Origin of the sequence: Rhizobium bangladeshense, from assembly GCF_017357245.1 — a bacterium.
Taxonomy (GTDB): domain Bacteria; phylum Pseudomonadota; class Alphaproteobacteria; order Rhizobiales; family Rhizobiaceae; genus Rhizobium; species Rhizobium bangladeshense.
On sequence record NZ_CP071612.1, the window covers coordinates 1,436,795 to 1,455,999 of the forward strand.

Below are 19,205 nucleotides of genomic sequence, written 5' to 3' on the forward strand. Positions count from 1 at the left end.
ACCGGATCTGATCCGGAAAAGAGCGGCGATTACCAATCGTCAATCTTGCGCCTTTAATGCTTAGGCATATTATTGCCCATGTGTGCGCCAATCGTTGATTGGCGCGCTTTTATTTTGTTGGAGTGGCTTTGGAATGATGCGGCAGTACGAGCTCGTGGAGCGGGTTCAGCAATACAAGCCGGATGCCAATGAAGCACTGCTGAACAAGGCCTATGTTTACGCCATGCAGAAACATGGCCAGCAGAAGCGCGCGAGCGGCGATCCCTATATTTCCCATCCGCTCGAGGTCGCTGCCATCCTGACCGATATGCATCTCGATGAATCGACGATCGCCGTTGCCCTTCTGCATGACACGATCGAGGATACGACGGCGACGCGCGCCGAGATCGACGAGCTCTTCGGCGAGGATATCGGCCGTCTTGTAGAAGGGCTGACGAAGATCAAGAAGCTCGATCTCGTCACCAAGAAAGCCAAGCAGGCGGAGAACCTGCGGAAGTTGCTGCTCGCCATATCAGACGATGTGCGTGTGCTGCTCGTCAAGCTTGCCGATCGCCTGCACAATATGCGCACCCTCGATCACATGTCGGCCGATAAGCGTGCCCGCATCTCCGAGGAGACGATGGAAATCTATGCGCCGCTCGCCGGCCGCATGGGCATGCAGGACATGCGCGAGGAACTCGAGGAGCTTTCTTTCCGGCACATGAACCCGGAGGCCTACGAGACTGTCACGAAAAGGCTGGAAGAGCTCTCCAAGCGCAACGAGGGCATTGTCAAGAAGATCGAGGCCGAGCTGCGCGACCTGCTGGTCGCAAGCGGCTTGACGAGCGCCTATGTCAAGGGCCGGCAGAAGAAGCCCTATTCCGTCTTCCGCAAGATGCAGTCGAAGTCGCTCTCCTTCGAGCAGCTTTCCGATGTCTACGGTTTCCGTTTGATCGTCGAGGATATCCCATCCTGTTATCGCGCGCTCGGTATTGTCCATACGCGCTGGCGCGTCGTGCCCGGCCGCTTCAAGGACTATATCTCGACGCCGAAGCAGAACGACTACCGCTCGCTCCACACCACTATCGTCGGCCCCTCCAGCCAGCGCATCGAACTGCAGATCCGCACGAAGCGCATGCACGAAATCGCCGAATTCGGCATCGCCGCCCATACGCTCTACAAGGACGGTGCCAGCAATGCCGACGGCGACATTCTTTCGCGCGAATCCAATGCGTACTCCTGGCTGCGCCACACGATCGAGGCGCTCGCCGAAGGCGACAGTCCGGAGGAATTCCTTGAGCACACCAAGCTCGAGCTCTTCCAGGATCAGGTCTTCTGCTTCACGCCGAAGGGCAAGCTGATTGCCCTGCCGCGCGGCGCCACGCCGATCGATTTCGCCTATGCGGTCCACACCAATATCGGCGACACCACGGTTGGCGCCAAGATCAACGGCCGCATCATGCCGCTGGTGACGCGCCTGGCAAATGGCGACGAGGTCGAGATCATCCGCTCCGGCGTGCAGGTTCCGCCCGCCGCCTGGGAGGAAATCGTCGTCACCGGCAAGGCGCGCGCCGCCATCCGCCGCGCCACCCGCATGGCGATCCGTAAGCAATATGCCGGTCTCGGTCACCGCATTCTCGAGCGTACCTTCAATAGGGCAGGCAAGATTTTCTCGCGCGAGGCGATGAAGCCGGCGCTGCATCGTCTGGGCCAGAAGGATGTCGAGGATGCGATCGCGGCAGTCGGCCGCGGCGAGATGTCCTCGCTTGACGTGTTGCGCGCCGTCTATCCCGACCACCAGGACGAGCGCGTCACCGTCAAGCCCTCCGGCGACGACGGCTGGTTCAACGTACGCAGCGCCGCAGGCATGATCTTCAAGATCCCGGGCAAGACCAAGGTCGGAACCGAGGGCGGTCACTCGGAAATCGACGCCGATGTCGATGTCGGCCCGATCCGCGGTCTGTCAGGCAATGTCGATGTCAAGTTTGCCTCGACCGGCGCCGTGCCCGGCGACCGCATCGTGGGCATTATGGATCAGAGTAAGGGCATCACCATCTATCCGATCCAGTCGCCGAGCCTGCAGCGGTTCGACGACCAGCCCGACCGCTGGATCGACGTGCGCTGGGATCTCGACGAGGCCAACAAGTCGCGTTTCATGGCCCGCATCATGGTGAATGCCTTGAATGAGCCTGGCACGCTTGCCAAGGTCGCCCAGACTGTTGCGGGGCTCGACGTCAATATCCGCTTGTTGAACACCGTGCGGGTGGCGGCCGATTTCACCGAGATGATGCTTGACGTCGAGGTATGGGACCTGCGGCAACTCAACCAGTTGCTCGCCCAGATGAAGGAACTGGACTGCATCGCCACGGTCCGGCGGCTCTACGAGTAGGCATTTGTTAAGCCTGCCATGGTCCTGGCCGGATCGGCAAATGCACATTTTATGAGCGTTTTATCATCGCGGGGCGCAGCAATAAGGCAAGGAATGCATTTCGCGCATAGCTGTGTCCATGTTGCGGCGGTGGTAATTAACTCTTGGCAGGACTATCTTCTGGTCATCGAAAACGTAAACAGAAGATGAGACAAGGTAATGTTTGATCCTATCAGGAAAATCGCTCGCGCCTTTCGCGCTCCGACCACACAGGAACGTGAAATGGCCTATCTGAACGGCTCGCTCGATCGTATCGATCTCGAGTTTCGTCAGCGCCAGGTCGATCGCGGCCTGTTCCGCAATCGCTGATACTGCTTTTTACTTGGTCGAGTGAGGGACGTTACGTGTAACGAGCGCCCCTCGGTATGAAGTGCTCCTTTGCGAGATTGGCCAGCGAGCTGTTTCGGGCGGTATAATTTGCCGCTCTTGTCATGGTCCTGTGCGCTGCACTAAATAGCGGCCATGTTGTTTCGCCGTCGCAAGCCCGCGGGCTTCAGGGAAAAGATGCGGGAGCTTCTATGGCCCCGAAAAGGTTTCCTTCGCCCCATTCGTTACCTGACAATGCGCATCCTGCGCCTGAGCGCTTCGCCGCATGCGGTTGCGGCCGGCGTCGCCGCGGGCGTCTTCGTCTCGTGGACGCCGTTCGTCGGCGTGCATTTCGTCATGGCTTTCGTCATCACCTATTTCCTCTCCGGCAACATGGTGGCCGCGGCTCTCGGCTGCGCCGCCTTCGGGAATCCGCTGACCTATCCTTTCATCTGGGGTGTCACCTGGGAGATCGGCCATCTGTTGTTGAGCCGTGAGGATCATTTGGCCGGTCAGGCTGTGGATCTCGCCGCGCTCTTTCATAAGCTGAACTTCACGGAATTATGGAGGCCGGTGCTGGAGCCGATGCTGATCGGCGCCATTCCGCCGGCGATCGTGACCTCCGTTGCGCTCTATGCGTTGACGTTCTACACCGTCAAAGGTTTTCAGACGCGCCGGCGCACGCGGCTGATGGAGCGGGCGCGCCTGCGCCCGGCAAGCCCGGCGAGCGACATGGCGAGCGCATGAGCCGGTGCAGAATTCTTAAGCGACGGAAGGTTTCGGCATGATCATCGGCATTGGCAGCGATCTGATCGACATTCGTCGCGTCGAGAAATCGATCGAGCGCTTCGGCGAGCGCTTCACCCATCGCTGCTTCACCGAGACCGAGCGTGCCCGTTCAGACCGCCGGGCAAACCGCGCTGCATCCTATGCCAAGCGTTTCGCCGCCAAGGAGGCCTGTTCCAAGGCGCTCGGCACCGGCATGGCCCAGGGTGTCTTCTGGAAGGACATGGGCGTCGTCAATCTGCCAAGCGGCAAGCCGACCATGCAACTGACCGGTTCCGCCGCCGTGCTCCTCGAATCGATGCTGCCCGCGGGCCATAGAGCCGCCATTCATTTGACAATAACCGATGATTATCCCTTGGCGCAGGCATTCGTTATCATCGAGGCGTTGCCCGAGAACCCCTGATCGCGACCTCTCGTCGCTTTTGATGTTGTCGCCATTGCCGCAACCAGCCGAAGCCGCTAGAGAGAACGGTAGAAAGAATTGCGCCTTTACGGCGTCTTAAAGGAATAAGACTGCGTGTCCGAAAAAGTCGAAACCAAGCCGAACGCCCTTTGGGAAAATATCAAGGTCATCATTCAGGCGCTGATTTTGGCGATGGTGATTCGAACCGTGCTGTTCCAGCCCTTTACCATTCCGTCGGGCTCGATGATGCCGACGCTGCTCGTCGGCGATTATATCTTCGTCAATAAGTTCGCCTACGGCTATTCGAAATATTCGCTGCCCTTCTCGCCTGATATCTTCAGCGGCCGCATCTTCAGCTCCGAGCCGAAGCGCGGCGATATCGTGGTCTTCCGTTTCCCGCCAAATCCTGATGTTGATTACATCAAGCGCTGCATCGGCCTGCCCGGCGACCGTATCCAGGTCACGGACGGCGTCCTTTATGTCAACGGCAAGCCGGTTCCGAAGGTGGCGGATGGCAGCTTCACTTCGGATTACAAGCTCGATCCGGGCAAGGACGTGCCGGTGTTCCGAGAAACGCTGGATAGCGGCAAGACCTACGACACGCTCGACCAGTCTCCGGTTTCGCGCGGCGATAACACCCGCGAATTCATCGTGCCGGAAGGCCATTATTTCATGATGGGCGACAACCGCGACAACTCGCTCGACAGCCGCTTCGACGTCGGCTTCGTGCCGGCTGAAAATCTTGTCGGCCGCGCCAGCGTCATCTTCTTCTCGCTCGGAAACGACACGTCTTTCCGCGAAATCTGGAAGTGGCCGACGAACATGCGCTGGGATCGCCTCTTCAAGGTTGTTGAATGAGCAAGGCGCAGACGCTTTCTGCGGCGGACCGCGCAAAGCTTGAAAGCCTGATCGGCCATGACTTCGCCGAAAAGGCACGCCTGGACCGCGCGCTGACCCACGCCAGCGCCCGCACGGAAAAAGGCGGCAATTACGAACGGCTGGAGTTTCTCGGCGACAGGGTCCTCGGGCTCTGCATCGCCGAGCTTCTATTCCGCACCTTCGGCACGGCGGGGGAGGGTGAGCTCTCCGTTCGCCTCAACCAGCTTGTCAGCGCCGAAACCTGTGCCGCGGTCGCCGACGAACTCAATCTCCACCTTTATATCCGCACCGGCGCCGATGTGAAGAAGTTGACCGGCAAGCGCATGATGAATGTGCGCGCCGATGTCGTCGAGAGCCTGATCGCCGCGATCTATCTCGATGGCGGTCTCGAAGTCGCCCGTAGGTTCATCCTGCGTTATTGGCAGGGCAGGGCGGTGCGGGCGGACGGCGCGAAGCGAGACGCCAAGACCGAGTTGCAGGAATGGTCACACGCAAAATTCGGCGTCACGCCGATCTATCGGGTTGATGAACGCAGCGGACCGGATCATGATCCCCGTTTCAAAGTGACGGTGGAAGTCGCTGGCATAAAGCCGGAAACCGGCGTAGAGCGGTCGAAGCGTGCCGCCGAACAGGTCGCGGCGACCAAGATGCTCGAGCGCGAAGGCATTTGGCAGCAGTCGCCTGCCGGAAATTGACGGGACAATGACACAAGAAGAAGATATCGCGGCCGAAGCTGCTGCAGAAACCCATGGTCCGACGCATTCGGGCTTCGTCGCGCTTATCGGGCCGACCAATGCCGGCAAATCGACGCTGGTCAATCGCCTTGTCGGCGCCAAGGTCTCGATCGTGAGCCACAAGGTGCAGACGACGCGCGCGATCGTCCGCGGTATTGCCATCCATGACAACGCCCAGATCGTTTTCATGGACACGCCCGGCATCTTCAAGCCGCGCCGCCGGCTCGACCGCGCCATGGTGACCTCGGCGTGGGGCGGCGCCAAGGACGCCGATCTGATCATGCTCCTGATCGACAGCGAGCGCGGCTTGCGCGGTGATGCTGAAGCTATCCTTGAGGGCCTCAAGGAAGTCCAGCAGCCGAAAATCCTGGTGCTCAACAAGATCGACCGCGTGAACCGGGAGGATCTGCTGGCGCTGGCCGCCGCCGCCAATGAAAAGATTGCTTTCGAACGCACCTTCATGATCTCAGCCGAAAACGGTTCCGGCTGCGACGACGTCATGGACTATCTGGCCAGCACCTTGCCGGAGGGGCCGTGGTACTATCCGGAAGACCAGATCTCCGATCTCCCTATGCGCCAGCTTGCCGCCGAGATTACCCGCGAAAAGCTGTTTCTGCGCCTGCACCAGGAGCTTCCCTATTCCTCGCATGTCGAAACGGAAAAGTGGGAGGAGCGCAAGGACGGCTCGGTTCGTATCGAGCAGGTGATCTATGTCGAGCGTGACAGCCAGAAGAAGATCGCCCTCGGCAAAGGCGGTGAAACCATCAAGGCGATCTCGACGGCCGCCCGCAAGGAATTGTCGGAGATTTTGGAGCAGCCGGTTCATCTCTTCCTCTTCGTCAAGGTTCGAGAAAACTGGGGCGATGATCCCGAGCGTTTCCGAGAAATGGGCCTCGAATTCCCTAAATAGGGATGGCAACGATTTTATCGGGCAGCGTCCAGCCCTTTGTTTCGTAGGAAAAAATCCGTTTCGTTGCGGAACGAAATCCGGGCTCTGCGCATTCCCTGGTCGGCGACGCGTCAGACGGGCCGTCGTTTGCGCGACCGCAGGGCAGGCATGGCTACGTCGAAACGCATCTATTCTTTCAAGACCCCTTGCGAGCTATGTCCCTTGCGGCCTCTGCCGCATTTCAGGGAGTTCAGCCGTGACGAACTGGAATTCGTTTCGCGTTTCAAGCGAGGCGAACTTGCCGTCGATGCCGGCTCCACCATTCTTGTCGAAGGCGCCCACAGCGCTCATCTTTTCACCGTGCTTTCGGGTTGGGGCTTCCGCTACAAAATGCTCGAGGACGGGCGCCGCCAGATTCTCAATTACATCATGCCGGGTGACCTGATCGGCCTGCAGGGAACGATCGCCGGCGAGATGCAGCATTCGATCGAAGCGCTTTCACCCGTCTCCCTTTGCGTCTTCGAGCGTGACCGATTGATGACGCTCTACAACAAACATGCTTCGCTCGCCTTCGACATCACCTGGATCGCCGCGCGCGAAGAGCGGATACTGGATGAGCATCTCCTGAGTGTCGGCCGCCGCACCGCCTTGGAAAGAGCCGCCTATCTGATCGCTTTCCTGTATGAGCGCGGCAGAAAGCTTGATCTCTTCAACGGCCGCAAATTCATCCCCATCACTCAACAGCACATCGCCGACACTCTCGGTCTTTCCATCGTTCACACCAACAAGACACTGAGAAAGCTCGGAGAACGCGGTCTGATCCGCTGGCAGGAGCGCGGCTGCGAAGTTCAAAATGGTGAGGAGTTAATGGCGATCGCCGGCTGGGAAGGGCTTGGAGAGGGCAAGCGTCCTTTCATTTAGCCGATCGGTCTATGTCTTTTTTAAATGCGGTTTAGCATTCGGGAAAATAAGGTCGGTCGTCATCTTTCCTCCGATTTTGATTCTTATCGACCGGGCAGAAAAATGGTTTATTCAGAACTGGTGGCGGAATTCACCGATAGCGTGCCATGCGGGGCACCGGAGGGCAATGATGTTGGCGATACGGCCGGGGCGCTGCGACAAGCGCGCGACGAGGGGCACGGAATTATGAATGCACTCCGTGTTTTGGTTCTCGAGGACAGTCTGATCATCGCGATGGAGGCGGAGGATATCCTGCGCCTCGCGGGTGTCGACAGTATCGATATTGTCGGCAGTCTCGATCAGGCAAGAGCCGCCATCGCTGCGGAGAAATATGATTTCGCCCTTCTCGACATCAATCTCGGCGAGGGCATGAGCTTCGGGTTTGCCCGCCATCTTCTCGATGCCGGCATCCCCTTCGGTTTTGTTAGCGGCTATTCCGATATACGGGACTTCCCGTGCGACCTTCAGCACATACCGCTGTTGGTTAAGCCGTTCGATGAAAAGGCGATGCGCGAATTCCTGCAGAGGCTTCTGCCCGCTGCGGCATGACTCCCCCCTGATTGAAGCTGGATCTGCTTGAGAGCGTAGTCCTGCGCGCAAAGACCTTATCGCTTTGAAACTGCGGAAATCCTTCGGGAAATCGATTCCGGTTATCCGACTTATGGGTTAGGATGGGTTAAGCGGCCGCAGGGACTTTCTATGCAGTGGCAGGACCATGCAATCATTCTGGGCGTCAAACGCCACGGTGAGACGAGCGTCATCGCCGAGGTGATGACGCGCGATCGCGGCCGTCACCTTGGCTTGGTGCGGTCCGGCCGTTCGCGCGCCATGCAGCCGGTGCTGCAGCCGGGCAATGCCGTGGAGGTCGTCTGGCGCGCCAGGCTTGACGAACATCTCGGCGAATTCCGGGTCGAGCCGGTGACGCTGCGCGCCGCCCGCCTGATGGAAACCGCGACCGCCGTCTACGGCGTGCAGGCGATGGGCGCTCTGCTGCGGCTGCTGCCGGAGCGCGACCCGCATCCGCACCTCTTCGACGCGCTGGAGGTGATCCTCGATCACCTGCATAATCCGGCCGATGCCGGCGAGCTTTTCGTACGCTTCGAGCTGGCGGTGCTGAACGATCTCGGCTTCGGTCTCGATCTTGCCGAATGCGCGGCGACCGGCGCTCGCTCCGATCTCGCCTATGTCTCGCCGAAATCCGGCCGCGCCGTGAGCCGCAGCGCCGGTGCACCGTGGGCCGACAAGATGCTGATCCTGCCGCCCTTCCTTGGTTTCGAAGGCAACCAGGCGGCGGACTTCGACAGCCTTGCAGCCGCGTTCCGTCTGACGGGATTCTTCCTGCATCGCCACGTTTACGAACCGCGCGGCATGGAGGCTGCAGCAGCGCGTGACGGCTTTGTCCAGGCTGCACTCAGGGCGCTTGATCCAGCTTTGCGGACGCTTTCCGGTCCAAACGGCGTCTCCGCCTGACCCCGTTTTTTACGGCTGCAAAACATCCTCCGGATTTGGCGGTTTACCCGCCGATGAGCGGCACCTATTTCTTGAAAAATGCCAATCAAGGAGGAGCTCATGCTGACCAAGACCGCATCACCGACGAAGATCACGCTCTGGAACGGCCGCGAAATTCCGCGCCTCGGCATGGGATGTTGGGCAATCGGCGGCCCTTTCTTCGCCGGTGACACGCCGCTCGGCTGGGGCGAAGTCGACGACAATGAATCCGTCGAGGCGATCCATCGCGCAATCGCACTCGGCATCCGCTTCTTCGACACTGCCTCGAATTACGGCGCCGGCCATTCGGAGGAGGTTCTCGGCCGGGCGGTGGGCAATCGTGACGACATCATCGTCGCCACCAAATTCGGCTTCGCGACCGACCCGGCGACGAAACAGGCAACCGGCGCCTTCGCCGATGAGGCTTTTATTCGCCACTCGGTCGAGACGTCGCTGCGCCGTCTCAAGCGCGACCGCCTTGATCTCCTGCAGTTTCACCTCAATGATTTTCCGCTGGAACAGTCGGATGCCGTCTTCGATACGCTGGAGGCGCTACGCGCCGAAGGCAAGATCGACGCATTCGGCTGGAGCACCGATTTCCCCGATCGGGCCGCCCGGCACGCCGGCCGCAACGGCTTTGTCTCGGTCCAGCATACGATGAACGTCTTCGAGCCGGTGCCGGAAATGATCGCGGTCATCGAGCAAAATCGCTTGATATCGATCAATCGCGGTCCCCTGGCCATGGGGCTGCTCACTGGCAAGTTCAGCGCCGACAAGGCAGTGGGCGCCAAGGATGTCCGCGGCGCGGCGCTCGACTGGATGGTCTATTTCAAAGACGGGCGAATGGCTCCGGAATTTGCCGCAAGGCTCGATGCGGTCCGCGGTCTCCTGACGTCGGGCGGCCGCACGCTGACGCAGGGGGCGCTTGCGTGGCTCCTGGCGCGGTCGCCGCGCACCTTCCCCATTCCGGGCTTCCGCACAGTCGCCCAGGTCGAGGAAAATGCCGGCGCGCTGGATAAGGGACCATTGCCGGCCGAAGTCATGGCCGCGATCGATGCCGCACTTGCTCGCGAATAAGGGGGGATGCATCCCTCATTGCCCGCGCGGCGCCGCCGGTCAGGCCCGCGCGCGAACCTTCAGTGCCCAGCCTTCCGGCCGCTCTTCAAGAATCTTGACGGTGTCACCTATTGTGATCCGTCCGCTGCCGCGCGGCGTGACGTTCCAGCCGAAGAGCGGCCCGGGCACACGCCGATCGGCAGACATGCGGATGCGGCCCATGGCCGGCATTGGGTTCGGCCCCTCGCGGGAACCGGTGAGCTGGTCCTGCGTCGTCATGATGCAGCGGGAGCAGGGTTTAACGAGATCAAAACGGACGCCGGCGATTTCGATCACCGCCCAGTGGTCCTCCGGCCAGGCCTCTTCGGTGTCGATGACGATGTTCGGACGGAATCTTTCCATGCCGACGCTACCTTCGCCATGCGCGGTGAGATCGGCATTCAGCGCCTTCAACGAACCCGTCGTCGTTACCAGGATCTGGTAGCCGTCGGAAAAGGTGACCGGCGTGCCTTCGCCGGCCCATTCGGCATTCGCCGTCCGCCGTGCCTGCCCGTCGAAGAAGACCAGCCGCACCTCGCGGCCAAGCCATTCGGAAAGCTGCCCGTTGCTGTGGGGGTCGGCGACGGCAGCACAGACGGTCGATTTCCACACGGTCACATCCATACGGCTCTCTGGCCGAGGCGGGGGCACCGACAGTTCGGGCTTTCCTTCCATCAGCAGACGAAAGGTGCCGGTTTCCGGCCGGATCTCGATGCGCGCGAGATCCGGCAGTTCGCGCTGGGTGATGAAGTGACCCTGCGGGTCGGTGATCATCGCCCGCCGGTCGCCGGCAAGCCCATAGGCGTCGATCTCGGCGGCAGGCAAAGCAATGCCGCGGGCGCTCTTGAGCGGGTAGATGAAGAGGTCGCTGATATGCATGCTGTTCTCCCGGATATCGTTTCCTGAAGCGCATCGCGATCTTTCAGATTCGCTTGGCGCGCTTTAAGCCCTTGTTGTTACGCATGTCGTTATCGCAAATCCGCTGCACACTTTTGCGCGACATGCTCTAGATCTCGTCCATGAAGGCCGAGAGGAAATCGCGCAGGCTCTTGTCGCGCGCGGCCGCAATCCGGCGGCCGGTCTCGGTCTGGAATCCTTCCGCCAGCTTGAACAGCTTTGTCTGGAAGTGGTCAATGGCATAACGCTTGTCGTCGAGCGAACGGTTCTTGGCGGCAGGGTCGAGCGGGTCGTAGAGACCTGAACCCATTCGTCCGCCGATATAAAAGCAGCGCGCGACCCCGATCATACCGATCGCGTCCAGCCGGTCGGCGTCCTGCAGGATCTTCGCCTCGAGCGTCTGCGGCGCCACTCCGGCGGAGAAACTATGGGCGGTGATGGCGTGGGCCGCGGCCTCGATATCGGCGTTGCTCCAGCCGAGTTCGGTTAGAATCGCCGATGCCTTTTCTGCCGCCAAGGCCGACGCTTTTGCCCGCAAGGGGGAATTCTTTTCGACGGCGACGCAGTCGTGCAGCAGCACGGCGGCGGCAAGGACCCGCCCATCTCCGCCTTCTCCCGCGTGGATCCGCATGGCGTTCCTGAAGACGCGCAGGATATGGGCAAGATCGTGCGAACCGTCGTCGCCCTCTGCCGCGTGTGCGATCAACGCCGCTGCGAGCGTTTCATGAGGGGAGAAGGCTTCGGCCTCGAACATTGCGCCACCTCTTGTTGGAAAAAATTGTCGATAGAGCACCAGCCGAAAGCGAAGCCAGCTTTCGGAAAGCGACGCGGCTGCGAGGATCTGCGGATCTCGAAGCCGGTTGTAACGGCTTGGCGGGCGAGTCGCAATCGAGGCGGTGTTGGAGCATGTCGCGCAAAAGTGTGCAGCGGTTTTGCGATGACGGCATGCGAAAAATCAAAGGCCTAAAGCGTGGCGAGCGCATCTGAAAGATCGCGAGCGCTTTAGTGCTGGAACGCCGGAAACGCTGTTGCGCCGTTACCCTTCGGCGGCAGGGAGAGAAGGTGGGGCACGTCACGGACCGGACGCGGTGGGCTGATGTGATATCCCTGGATCTCGTCGCATTCCTCGCATTCGAGCAACGTCAGCTGGGCGGCCGTCTCGACGCCTTCGACGGTGACGCGCATGCCGAGCGCGTCGCCGAGCAGGATGATTGCGCGCATGATCGCATGCGCTTCCTTGTTGTCGACGATGTCGTTGACGAAGGATTTGTCGATCTTGATCTTGTCGAAGGGAAAGCTCGAGAGATAGCTCAGCGAGGAATATCCGGTACCGAAATCGTCCATCGAGATGCGGATGCCGCGCTCCTTCAGCGCATGCAGGATCGGCAGCACCTCGTTGAGGTTCTCCATCAAGACGCTCTCGGTGATTTCGAGTTCGAGCCGCGAAGGCGACAGCGCGGCGGCGGCAAGCGCTTGGCTGACGTCCTGTGTCAGATCGCTGCTGCGGAACTGGATCGCCGAAACGTTGACCGCGACCTTGATGCTCTCCGGCCACTGGGCAGCATCCCTGCAGGCCTGGCGCAAAACCCAGCGCCCGATATCGACGACGAGTCCGACCTCCTCGGCAAGCGGAATGAAATCCATCGGCGGCACGCGGCCTCGGACCGGATGGTTCCAGCGGAGCAATGCTTCGAAACCGCAGATCCGCCGCTCGGCAAGATCGTAGAGCGGCTGGTAATGCAGTTCGAACTCCTCGTTCTCGACGGCGGCTCGAAGATCTGCCTCCAGCGCATGGCGCAACTGCATCTGCGCTTCCATCTCGCCGGTGAAGAAGCGCTCGCGCTTGCGCCCGTCCGCCTTGGCATGCGACAGCGCCACGCCTGCATTTTTCAGAAGAATATCGGTTTCCTCGCCGTTCTCCGGAGCGATTGCAATACCCATGGAGACGCTGAGCTCCACCTGCTTTTCGCCGTTCAGGAATGGCTCCGAAAGCTGGCGGCGGATCTGCTCGGCCAGCGCCGCCGCGTTCCACGGCTGCTGCTTACCCGTCTGCAGGATGGCGAACTCGTCCGAGCCAAGGCGCGCTAGCGTGTTTTCTGGGCCGGCCGAGACCCGGATCCGCTCCGCGACCTGTTGCAGGATCTTGTCGCCGACCGAAACGCCGATCGTGTTGTTGATCGATTTGAACCGGTCGAGATTGAGATGGACGAGGGCTATCTGCTCGTGCGGCTTGCGCTCGGCGAGCGCCGCATCGATCTGCTCGCGGAAATACATTCGATTGGGAAGATCGGTCAGGGGATCGTGATGGGCGAGATAGGTGATGCGCTCGGCCGCCTTTCGATCCTCGGTGATATCGGCATGGATGGCGATGCTGCTGCCGTCGGAGAGGATGGTGACGACGCTTTGAACGATGCGGCCATCATGCATCAGCCATTCGCGCCGGCGGATGCTGCTTCCCGCCTTGGCTAGGGAAGGACGTGCTGTCTGCCGGACGGATCTGGAGGCATTGCTTTCCTTGCCGCGCATTTTGCCGATGAGTTCGGCGATCGTCGTGCCCGCAGCGATATCTTCCGGCGTCAGGCCGAAGAGTTGAGGGAAGCGGACGTTGTAAAGCGTCAGCCGCTGGCTGGCGTCGAAGACGCTGAGACCGAGCGGCAGGTTGTTCAGAACAATCTCGAAAAGTTTCTTCTGTCCGTCGAACGCCTGACTGAGGGCCGACAGGTTCCCTCTCAGTGTCTGATTTTCCCTTAGAAGGGCTTCTGCGCTTCTCTCGATTGCCTCATTATCGCTTTCATGGCTGCGATAGGTCGCGATCACCAGTTCCATCAGACGCTGCGCGTCGATTGATCCATCGGCCATGACAGCCTCTGTGCATTGCCGCCAGAAGAGCGCTTCAGCCTTCATGGGAAACATCTTGGCTCGCCATGGGAAAAGCCGCCCGCGTCTGAGGGACGTGCCTCAAAATGTCAGACATGAAAACCTTTCTGAGAAAAACCATTGAGATCAATATTTACGAGGGCAACGTCTGATGACACTATTTTGGAGCGGGCGGATTAATATTCGGTTGCAGTGCAGCAGAGGTGCACGTCGTCAGACGGTTGTTTTCTATATTGAAAATGACTGAGATAACGGGCCGGGCAACGATGGATAGCTGGTCCGAGTGCGCTGCGGTAATTTCGGTCAACCATTGTTAATGAGAAGTTAACAACTTATTGACGCACTGCGCAAATCAGTTTAACCACCGAGTCAACAGTTCTTTCCCACCTCGTATTGCGTACAAACACCACCGGCAAAAGGCGGTGAATGGAGGTTTGTATGACCCGCACCACATCCGTTTCAGACACTTCATATGCCTATCTCGCGACGCTTTCGCGGCTCGATTTAAACGGCGATGGCGTGCTGAGCCGCGGCGAACGTGCCGCCGATGAGAAACCGGGCATCATCAAGGAACTTCTGGAAGAAGACGTAGGCAGCGAGGCGCAGCCCAGATTTTCCGGCAGCCTGATTGCGCTGATGATGGATACGCACGACAGCAGCACGACAAGCAGTATCGCCGTACCCTATCCGTTGCAGCAGGCTGCGCCCACGAGCGGCAGTCAATCCGACGATCTATACCGCAACACCTACGGCCAGTTTGATTTCGAAGCCGCCTGACGTCTCGATGCACGTGATCTGCAAGCCGGCGGTTGGCCGGCTTTTTTCGTTGGATGGTCCGCAGAGGAACACCTTCCGGACTGATACGTTCAGAAGGACAACCGGACGGAAGGAGATCTCCATGAAAGCCAAGCGCATCATCGCCGCCCTGAGCCTGCTGGCGATTGCCTTGCCGGCTAGCGCTCAGGACAAGCAGACGGCGGTCGCCAATTTCGTCGGCGAGGACGGCAAGGAAAATGGCCGCGCCCAATTGACGGCCGCCGCCAGTGGCGGCGTCCTGATCGAAGTGGAGATATCGGGGCTGCCGGCGAATAGATGGGTGGCCTTTCACGTTCATGAAACCGGCCGCTGCGATGCGGCGACCCATCACGAATCGGCAGGCGGCCATTTCAACCCAGGCTCGACAGAGCATGGCGTCCTTGCCGCCAAGGGGCCGCATGCCGGAGACATGCCCAATCAATATGTCGGACAAGACGGCGTGCTCAGAGCCCAGATCTTCGACGGCATGGTCACGCTCGACGGCAAGAAAGATGGCATTCGCGGCCGCGCCCTAATGGTTCACGCCAATTCGGATGATTATCGCAGCCAGCCTTCCGGTGACGCCGGGGAAAGACTTGCCTGCGGCGTGGTCCAATAGGTCGAGGACCGCCCCAGACGCTGCAATGTTTCACTGCCGTGTCGATTTTTCGGCCGTCGCAGTGCCGTTGGACCTTGTTCCCGGCGCGGAATTTGAAGCGTCCCGCATAGGGACCGGGTCGCTCTTTTCGTCGAAAGCAAGTTTTACCCGCTTCACCATGTCGCGGCTGACCTGCCACCAATCACCAGTCTTTGCCCAATAGCGCAGCGTTAGCGATATCGTGCTGTCACCGAGGCTCTCGATGAAAACGCTGGGTGCGGGTGATGACAGCACCCTCTGGTTGCCTTTGGCAATGCCCACCAACGTCTCCATCGCCAGATCCAGGTCATCCTCACGCGAAATGCTGATTTTCAGGTCGTTCTGCCGCGTAGGTTCGCGGCTGAAGTTGGTAATCGGCGTGTTCCAGAGCGTCGAATTCGGTGCCAGCCGGTAGAGGCCGTCACCGGTTCTGAGTTCCGTTGCAAACAACCCAATCTCGCGCACCGTGCCGCTTACGCTGCTGGTCTCGATATACTCGCCGACGCGGAACGGCCTGAGGATCAAGAGCATGATGCCGGCCGCGATATTCTGCAGCGTCCCTTGCAGCGCCAGCCCGATGGCCAAGCCGGCTGCACCAAGAGCGGCGATGATCGAGGCGGTCTGGACGCCGAACTGGCCGAGCACAGTGATGAACACCAGGATCAGCAGTGCATAGCGCACCACATTGGTGAAGAAGCGAGCCAGGGTCTCGTCAATTCCATGGATGCGCGACAATCCCTCATAGGCCCAGCGGCTGATAAAGCCTGCCAGCGTCCAGCCGATGACGAGCAGGATCAAAGCCCCGAGGATGGAGAAGGAATATTGGACTGCAAGCGCGCTTGCCTGGCTGAGTGCCGTGCGGGTGGCGAGGAAGACGTCGGCTGCTTGTTGTTCCATGATCAGGCCTTCAGGTTGTGCGTGGTCGAGGCCAAGATGGAGCGGTCGGCGGCAGCGTCAACCGCAGACGGCGTCCCCTATTGCAAGCAGGAAGGGCGCATTGCCGTCGGCATCGGCGCCACGGCCGATTGCCCGTACGGCCGCAACCAATCGGCCGCCGCGGCCGAGCGATGTGTCGCCGATCTCGATCAGCCGGGCATTCGGCGTTGCGAAAGGTGAAGCGGCGCGTAACCGACGGGCAAGCCCTTCCTCGTCCTGATCCGGCGCGATCGACAGTGCGGCGATGAGTGCGGCGGCCGGCGATCGCGATACGCCCATCCAGCAATGGATGAGCAGCGGCGTCTCCTTCCGCCATGATGCGGCAAATTCGATGATCGCCTGCACATGTGTTTCGTCGGGCGCCAGGAGACTGCCTGTGCCCTTGAATGCAATATCGTTCATGGAAAGCTTCAGATGGCGGTCGGGCGCGATCACACCCGGCCGGTGAAAGGCCTGGTCTTTGGCAATCAGGCTGATCATGTCGCGCGCCTTGTGGCGCACAGCCATTTCGGCAATACGTGAGAGCGGCGAGACGACGATAAAACTCACGACACCATTCCTCGCTCGGCCTCGATCGCTGCAAAGCGCTCGCAGAACAACCGCTGTGCTTCCAGTGCCGGCAAAGGCTCGATCATCAGCATCTCCTTGCTGATGCCGCGCGGCTGGCCGAAGAATTTCTGCGCCTCGGCCGGCGTGAAGCCGGCAAGTACCGTCGCTTCGAAATAGGCGGCGATCGTATCGGCCTTCTTGATCCGGTCCTTGAGATCGCGCGATGGGTGAGGCGGGAGGCCGAAGCGCAGGTGCACGGCGGCCTCCAGCCGCATTTCCACGGCCTTATAGCCGCCGCCGACCACCGATTTGAACGGCGAGATCATGTCGCCGATCACATATTCAGGCGCGTCATGGAGCAGCGCCATTAGACATTCCTCCGGCCGCGCATCGTTAAAACGGCGGAAAATATCTTCGACGACGAGGCTGTGCTGCGCTACCGAAAAAGCGTGATCGCCTGATGTCTGGCCGTTCCAGCGGGCCACACGCGCGAGCCCATGGGCGATATCGACGAGTTCGACATCGAGCGGCGAGGGGTCGAGCAGGTCGAGCCTGCGCCCGGACAGCATGCGTTGCCAGGCACGCGGAGCTTTGGCCGTCACGCGCTGGCCTCGTCCGCGCTGGTGGGGAAGACAAGGCCGGACCATTCGGGAAGGGCGAGAGAAACCGGCGTTTCGCCGGCCAGCAGTGGCGTGCCTTCCGCAATCGCAGCACCGGCACGGTCGATTCGCACGATTGCAAGACCGCTGTCACCCTCAACCGAGCCGAGTGCCCCCACAACCTTGCCGGCGGCTGTGATCTCCGTGCCGGCGTCAGGCAAGGCCGTCGCGGCGGACACCGTGACGACGCGCCGGCGGGCGGTGCCGCGGTGCTGCATGCGCGAGACGACCTCCTGGCCGACATAACAGCCTTTCTTGAAGGAGAGGCCGCCGTTCAGATCCATCAGCACGTCATGCGGGAAGGCGTCCTGCAGGGCGAAGTCCGATCCAGACGTGACGATACCATGGCGGATGCGCAGCGCATCGTAGAGCGATGGCGCGTCATCGCCGTACTTTCCTGACCGGCGGCTCAGCGTGACGCCCGCCTTGGCGAAGCGGCTATCTCGAGCACCCCCGATGCGGTCGGCATCCTCGCCCCAGCAAACGGTAATGCCATTCTCAGCGAGGGGCGCAAGCACGACGGCGGCCCGCAGCTTGTACATCGCAAGTCGCTTCGCCAACCCGTCTAGCTCACCTGCGTCGGTTTCGATGAGGTAGCCGTCTCCGTCCGGCCAGACCATGAAGTCGAACAGGATCTTGCCCTGCGGCGTCAGCAGTGCTCCCGGGCGCGCCTCGTCGGGGCCAAGCGAAATGATATCGGTTGTGATCAGGTTCTGCAGGAAGGATTGGGCGTCCGCGCCGCCGACGGAGAGCAAGGAGCGGTCTTTGAGGAATACGGCTGGCATGGCGGAACCTGTCGCGTTGGTCGTCGCTCAGAGGTATGACTTCGTGAGGTAGATCGCAAGCGTCATGCGATATGCGGAAGGCGCAGCGAGGCGGTCAGTCGCCCGCGGTAAAGAACTTCCATTTGCCGTCTGGCGTAATGCCGAGGCGGTAGAAATTATATCCACCGAATTCCTGCATGTCGGCAAGGTCGCCGGCGGTTACGATGCGCAGCAGCTCGACTCGCTCCGGCGGCGTCAGCGACTTCAGGTCCTTCTCGGCAAAATAGGGCCAGACATACATGTCTTCGGCTGTGCCCTGGCCGACATGGACGAAACCGGTCGACATGATGTCGAGCATTATGGCGAGAATTTCGTTCCCATCGGGATCGCCGGAAAGATCCTTCAGGGTGCTGATAGGATCGTCGGTCGCCTCGCCCACCGTCACCTGCGTCTGGTCTGAGCCGGTGCCGATCAGGGGCCGCAAACGTTCGAGATCGCCGGAGGCGGCGGCCTCAACGATCTGCTGGCGCATTTTGCGTACCGGCTCGGGCGCCTTGCTGATGTCGTAAATCACCTCGACCGGCTTGGATGCGTCCTGGGCTCCCGGAGTCTTGTCGACGCCCTGACCGTTCTGGCTATTGACCAGCGGATCGGCCATGGGAACGCCGGGAGTCGTGCCCTGGGGCTGGTTCTGCCCCTGAGCGTTTCCCTGTGGGGGCGCCTCGCCGGCAGCTTGGCCGGGGATCTTGTGGAGTTCCGAAAGCGCGTAGGCGGAGGGCACGAGGAAAACGCTGCCGGCCGCTAGGCTGAACGCAAGCAGCACCGGCGCGAGCCGAATTCGCGAAACTTTCTCTTTACCGATGCGCATCGAACTCTCTGATAGTAATTACTGCAGGGTGCGGTTGGCGGAGAATTCGCCGGCAAGCATACGGTCGCGCAGCGAATCGAGCAGAGCTTCGGCGCTGTTTTCCCCGTGCAATCTGATGGTTTCGCGCAGGGCATGCGCGATGGCGGCATCAGCGATGATCTCAGGCTCGATCCCGTCGGCCATGCCGTCGGCCCAAGCCTCGTTCTGGTACTCCAGAGCCGCCTGCATCTTTTCGTGGACGATCATGTCGTCGATGTCGTTGAGGCTTGCTTCCAT

22 protein-coding genes are annotated in these 19,205 nt (G+C 60.6%); 13 read left to right on the forward strand and 9 right to left on the reverse strand.

The window, feature by feature from the left end:
• Window positions 1-133 precede the first annotated feature (133 nt).
• The 11 genes from J2J98_RS06925 (at window position 134) to J2J98_RS06975 (ending at window position 9,929) form a co-directional block, all read left to right on the forward strand.
• Window positions 134-2,368 (forward strand): RelA/SpoT family protein, encoded by a 2,235-nt coding sequence (locus J2J98_RS06925; protein ID WP_064706755.1) that lies wholly within the window; start codon window positions 134-136, stop codon window positions 2,366-2,368.
• A 198-nt stretch (window positions 2,369-2,566) separates the two neighbouring features.
• A complete protein-coding gene (locus J2J98_RS06930; RefSeq protein WP_064706756.1) occupies window positions 2,567-2,716 on the forward strand; it encodes a DUF3563 family protein in 150 nt (49 codons plus the stop codon).
• 153 nt (window positions 2,717-2,869) lie between these two features.
• Window positions 2,870-3,460, forward strand: a complete 591-nt coding sequence (locus tag J2J98_RS06935) for a DUF2062 domain-containing protein (protein WP_064706757.1) — start codon at window positions 2,870-2,872, stop codon at window positions 3,458-3,460.
• Between the two features lie 37 nt (window positions 3,461-3,497).
• The gene (acpS, locus tag J2J98_RS06940; protein WP_064711132.1) at window positions 3,498-3,902 is read left to right on the forward strand and encodes a holo-ACP synthase; all 405 of its coding nucleotides are present in this window, start codon (window positions 3,498-3,500) and stop codon (window positions 3,900-3,902) included.
• Window positions 3,903-4,016: 114 nt separating this feature from the next.
• Window positions 4,017-4,760, forward strand: a complete 744-nt coding sequence (lepB, locus tag J2J98_RS06945) for a signal peptidase I (protein ID WP_064706759.1) — start codon at window positions 4,017-4,019, stop codon at window positions 4,758-4,760.
• Complete coding sequence (gene rnc, locus J2J98_RS06950; RefSeq protein WP_064706760.1) at window positions 4,757-5,476, forward strand: ribonuclease III; 720 nt, start codon at window positions 4,757-4,759, stop codon at window positions 5,474-5,476. The genes lepB and rnc overlap by 4 nt, the downstream gene beginning before the upstream one ends.
• Window positions 5,477-5,483: 7 nt before the next feature.
• Complete coding sequence (era, locus tag J2J98_RS06955) at window positions 5,484-6,425, forward strand: GTPase Era (protein WP_064706761.1); 942 nt, start codon at window positions 5,484-5,486, stop codon at window positions 6,423-6,425.
• Between the two features lie 147 nt (window positions 6,426-6,572).
• Entirely contained in the window at window positions 6,573-7,325 is a 753-nt protein-coding gene (locus J2J98_RS06960) for a Crp/Fnr family transcriptional regulator (protein ID WP_064707057.1), read from the forward strand.
• Between the two features lie 102 nt (window positions 7,326-7,427).
• Entirely contained in the window at window positions 7,428-7,913 is a 486-nt protein-coding gene (locus tag J2J98_RS06965; protein WP_207602723.1) for a response regulator, read from the forward strand.
• Window positions 7,914-8,063: 150 nt separating this feature from the next.
• Complete coding sequence (gene recO / locus J2J98_RS06970; protein WP_207602724.1) at window positions 8,064-8,834, forward strand: DNA repair protein RecO; 771 nt, start codon at window positions 8,064-8,066, stop codon at window positions 8,832-8,834.
• A gap of 99 nt (window positions 8,835-8,933) precedes the next feature.
• The gene (locus J2J98_RS06975; protein WP_207602725.1) at window positions 8,934-9,929 is read left to right on the forward strand and encodes an aldo/keto reductase; all 996 of its coding nucleotides are present in this window, start codon (window positions 8,934-8,936) and stop codon (window positions 9,927-9,929) included.
• Between the two features lie 39 nt (window positions 9,930-9,968).
• Here the strand turns inward: J2J98_RS06975 and J2J98_RS06980 are convergent, their stop codons facing one another.
• The 3 genes from J2J98_RS06980 to J2J98_RS06990 all read right to left on the reverse strand — a co-directional run bounded on the left by J2J98_RS06980 (window position 9,969) and on the right by J2J98_RS06990 (window position 13,748).
• Complete coding sequence (locus tag J2J98_RS06980) at window positions 9,969-10,826, reverse strand: MOSC domain-containing protein (protein WP_207602726.1); 858 nt, start codon at window positions 10,824-10,826, stop codon at window positions 9,969-9,971.
• A 127-nt stretch (window positions 10,827-10,953) separates the two neighbouring features.
• Complete coding sequence (locus J2J98_RS06985) at window positions 10,954-11,598, reverse strand: HD domain-containing protein (RefSeq protein ID WP_138395016.1); 645 nt, start codon at window positions 11,596-11,598, stop codon at window positions 10,954-10,956.
• Between the two features lie 248 nt (window positions 11,599-11,846).
• Entirely contained in the window at window positions 11,847-13,748 is a 1,902-nt protein-coding gene (locus tag J2J98_RS06990; RefSeq protein WP_207602727.1) for a putative bifunctional diguanylate cyclase/phosphodiesterase, read from the reverse strand.
• Window positions 13,749-14,159: 411 nt separating this feature from the next.
• On the opposite strand from J2J98_RS06990, the gene J2J98_RS06995 reads away from it, so the two are divergent.
• Window positions 14,160-14,498 carry a hypothetical protein gene (locus J2J98_RS06995; RefSeq protein ID WP_064706766.1) on the forward strand — a complete coding sequence of 113 codons (339 nt, stop codon included), beginning with the start codon at window positions 14,160-14,162 and terminating at the stop codon, window positions 14,496-14,498.
• A gap of 121 nt (window positions 14,499-14,619) precedes the next feature.
• On the forward strand, window positions 14,620-15,135 hold the full coding sequence (locus tag J2J98_RS07000) for a superoxide dismutase family protein (protein WP_064711135.1): 516 nt from the start codon (window positions 14,620-14,622) through the stop codon (window positions 15,133-15,135).
• 30 nt (window positions 15,136-15,165) lie between these two features.
• On the opposite strand, the gene J2J98_RS07005 is transcribed toward J2J98_RS07000, so the two are convergent.
• The 6 genes from J2J98_RS07005 to J2J98_RS07030 all read right to left on the reverse strand — a co-directional run bounded on the left by J2J98_RS07005 (window position 15,166) and on the right by J2J98_RS07030 (window position 19,205).
• On the reverse strand, window positions 15,166-16,050 hold the full coding sequence (locus J2J98_RS07005) for a mechanosensitive ion channel family protein (RefSeq protein WP_138395020.1): 885 nt from the start codon (window positions 16,048-16,050) through the stop codon (window positions 15,166-15,168).
• 57 nt (window positions 16,051-16,107) lie between these two features.
• Window positions 16,108-16,638 carry a tyrosine phosphatase family protein gene (locus J2J98_RS07010; protein WP_207602728.1) on the reverse strand — a complete coding sequence of 177 codons (531 nt, stop codon included), beginning with the start codon at window positions 16,636-16,638 and terminating at the stop codon, window positions 16,108-16,110.
• Window positions 16,635-17,207 carry an HD domain-containing protein gene (locus tag J2J98_RS07015; protein ID WP_207603094.1) on the reverse strand — a complete coding sequence of 191 codons (573 nt, stop codon included), beginning with the start codon at window positions 17,205-17,207 and terminating at the stop codon, window positions 16,635-16,637. The genes J2J98_RS07010 and J2J98_RS07015 overlap by 4 nt, the downstream gene beginning before the upstream one ends.
• Window positions 17,208-17,236: 29 nt before the next feature.
• On the reverse strand, window positions 17,237-18,082 hold the full coding sequence (ygfZ, locus tag J2J98_RS07020; RefSeq protein ID WP_207602729.1) for a CAF17-like 4Fe-4S cluster assembly/insertion protein YgfZ: 846 nt from the start codon (window positions 18,080-18,082) through the stop codon (window positions 17,237-17,239).
• 94 nt (window positions 18,083-18,176) lie between these two features.
• Window positions 18,177-18,929 (reverse strand): hypothetical protein, encoded by a 753-nt coding sequence (locus J2J98_RS07025; RefSeq protein ID WP_138395022.1) that lies wholly within the window; start codon window positions 18,927-18,929, stop codon window positions 18,177-18,179.
• Between the two features lie 18 nt (window positions 18,930-18,947).
• Window positions 18,948-19,205 carry a hypothetical protein gene (locus J2J98_RS07030; protein ID WP_020920882.1) on the reverse strand — a complete coding sequence of 86 codons (258 nt, stop codon included), beginning with the start codon at window positions 19,203-19,205 and terminating at the stop codon, window positions 18,948-18,950.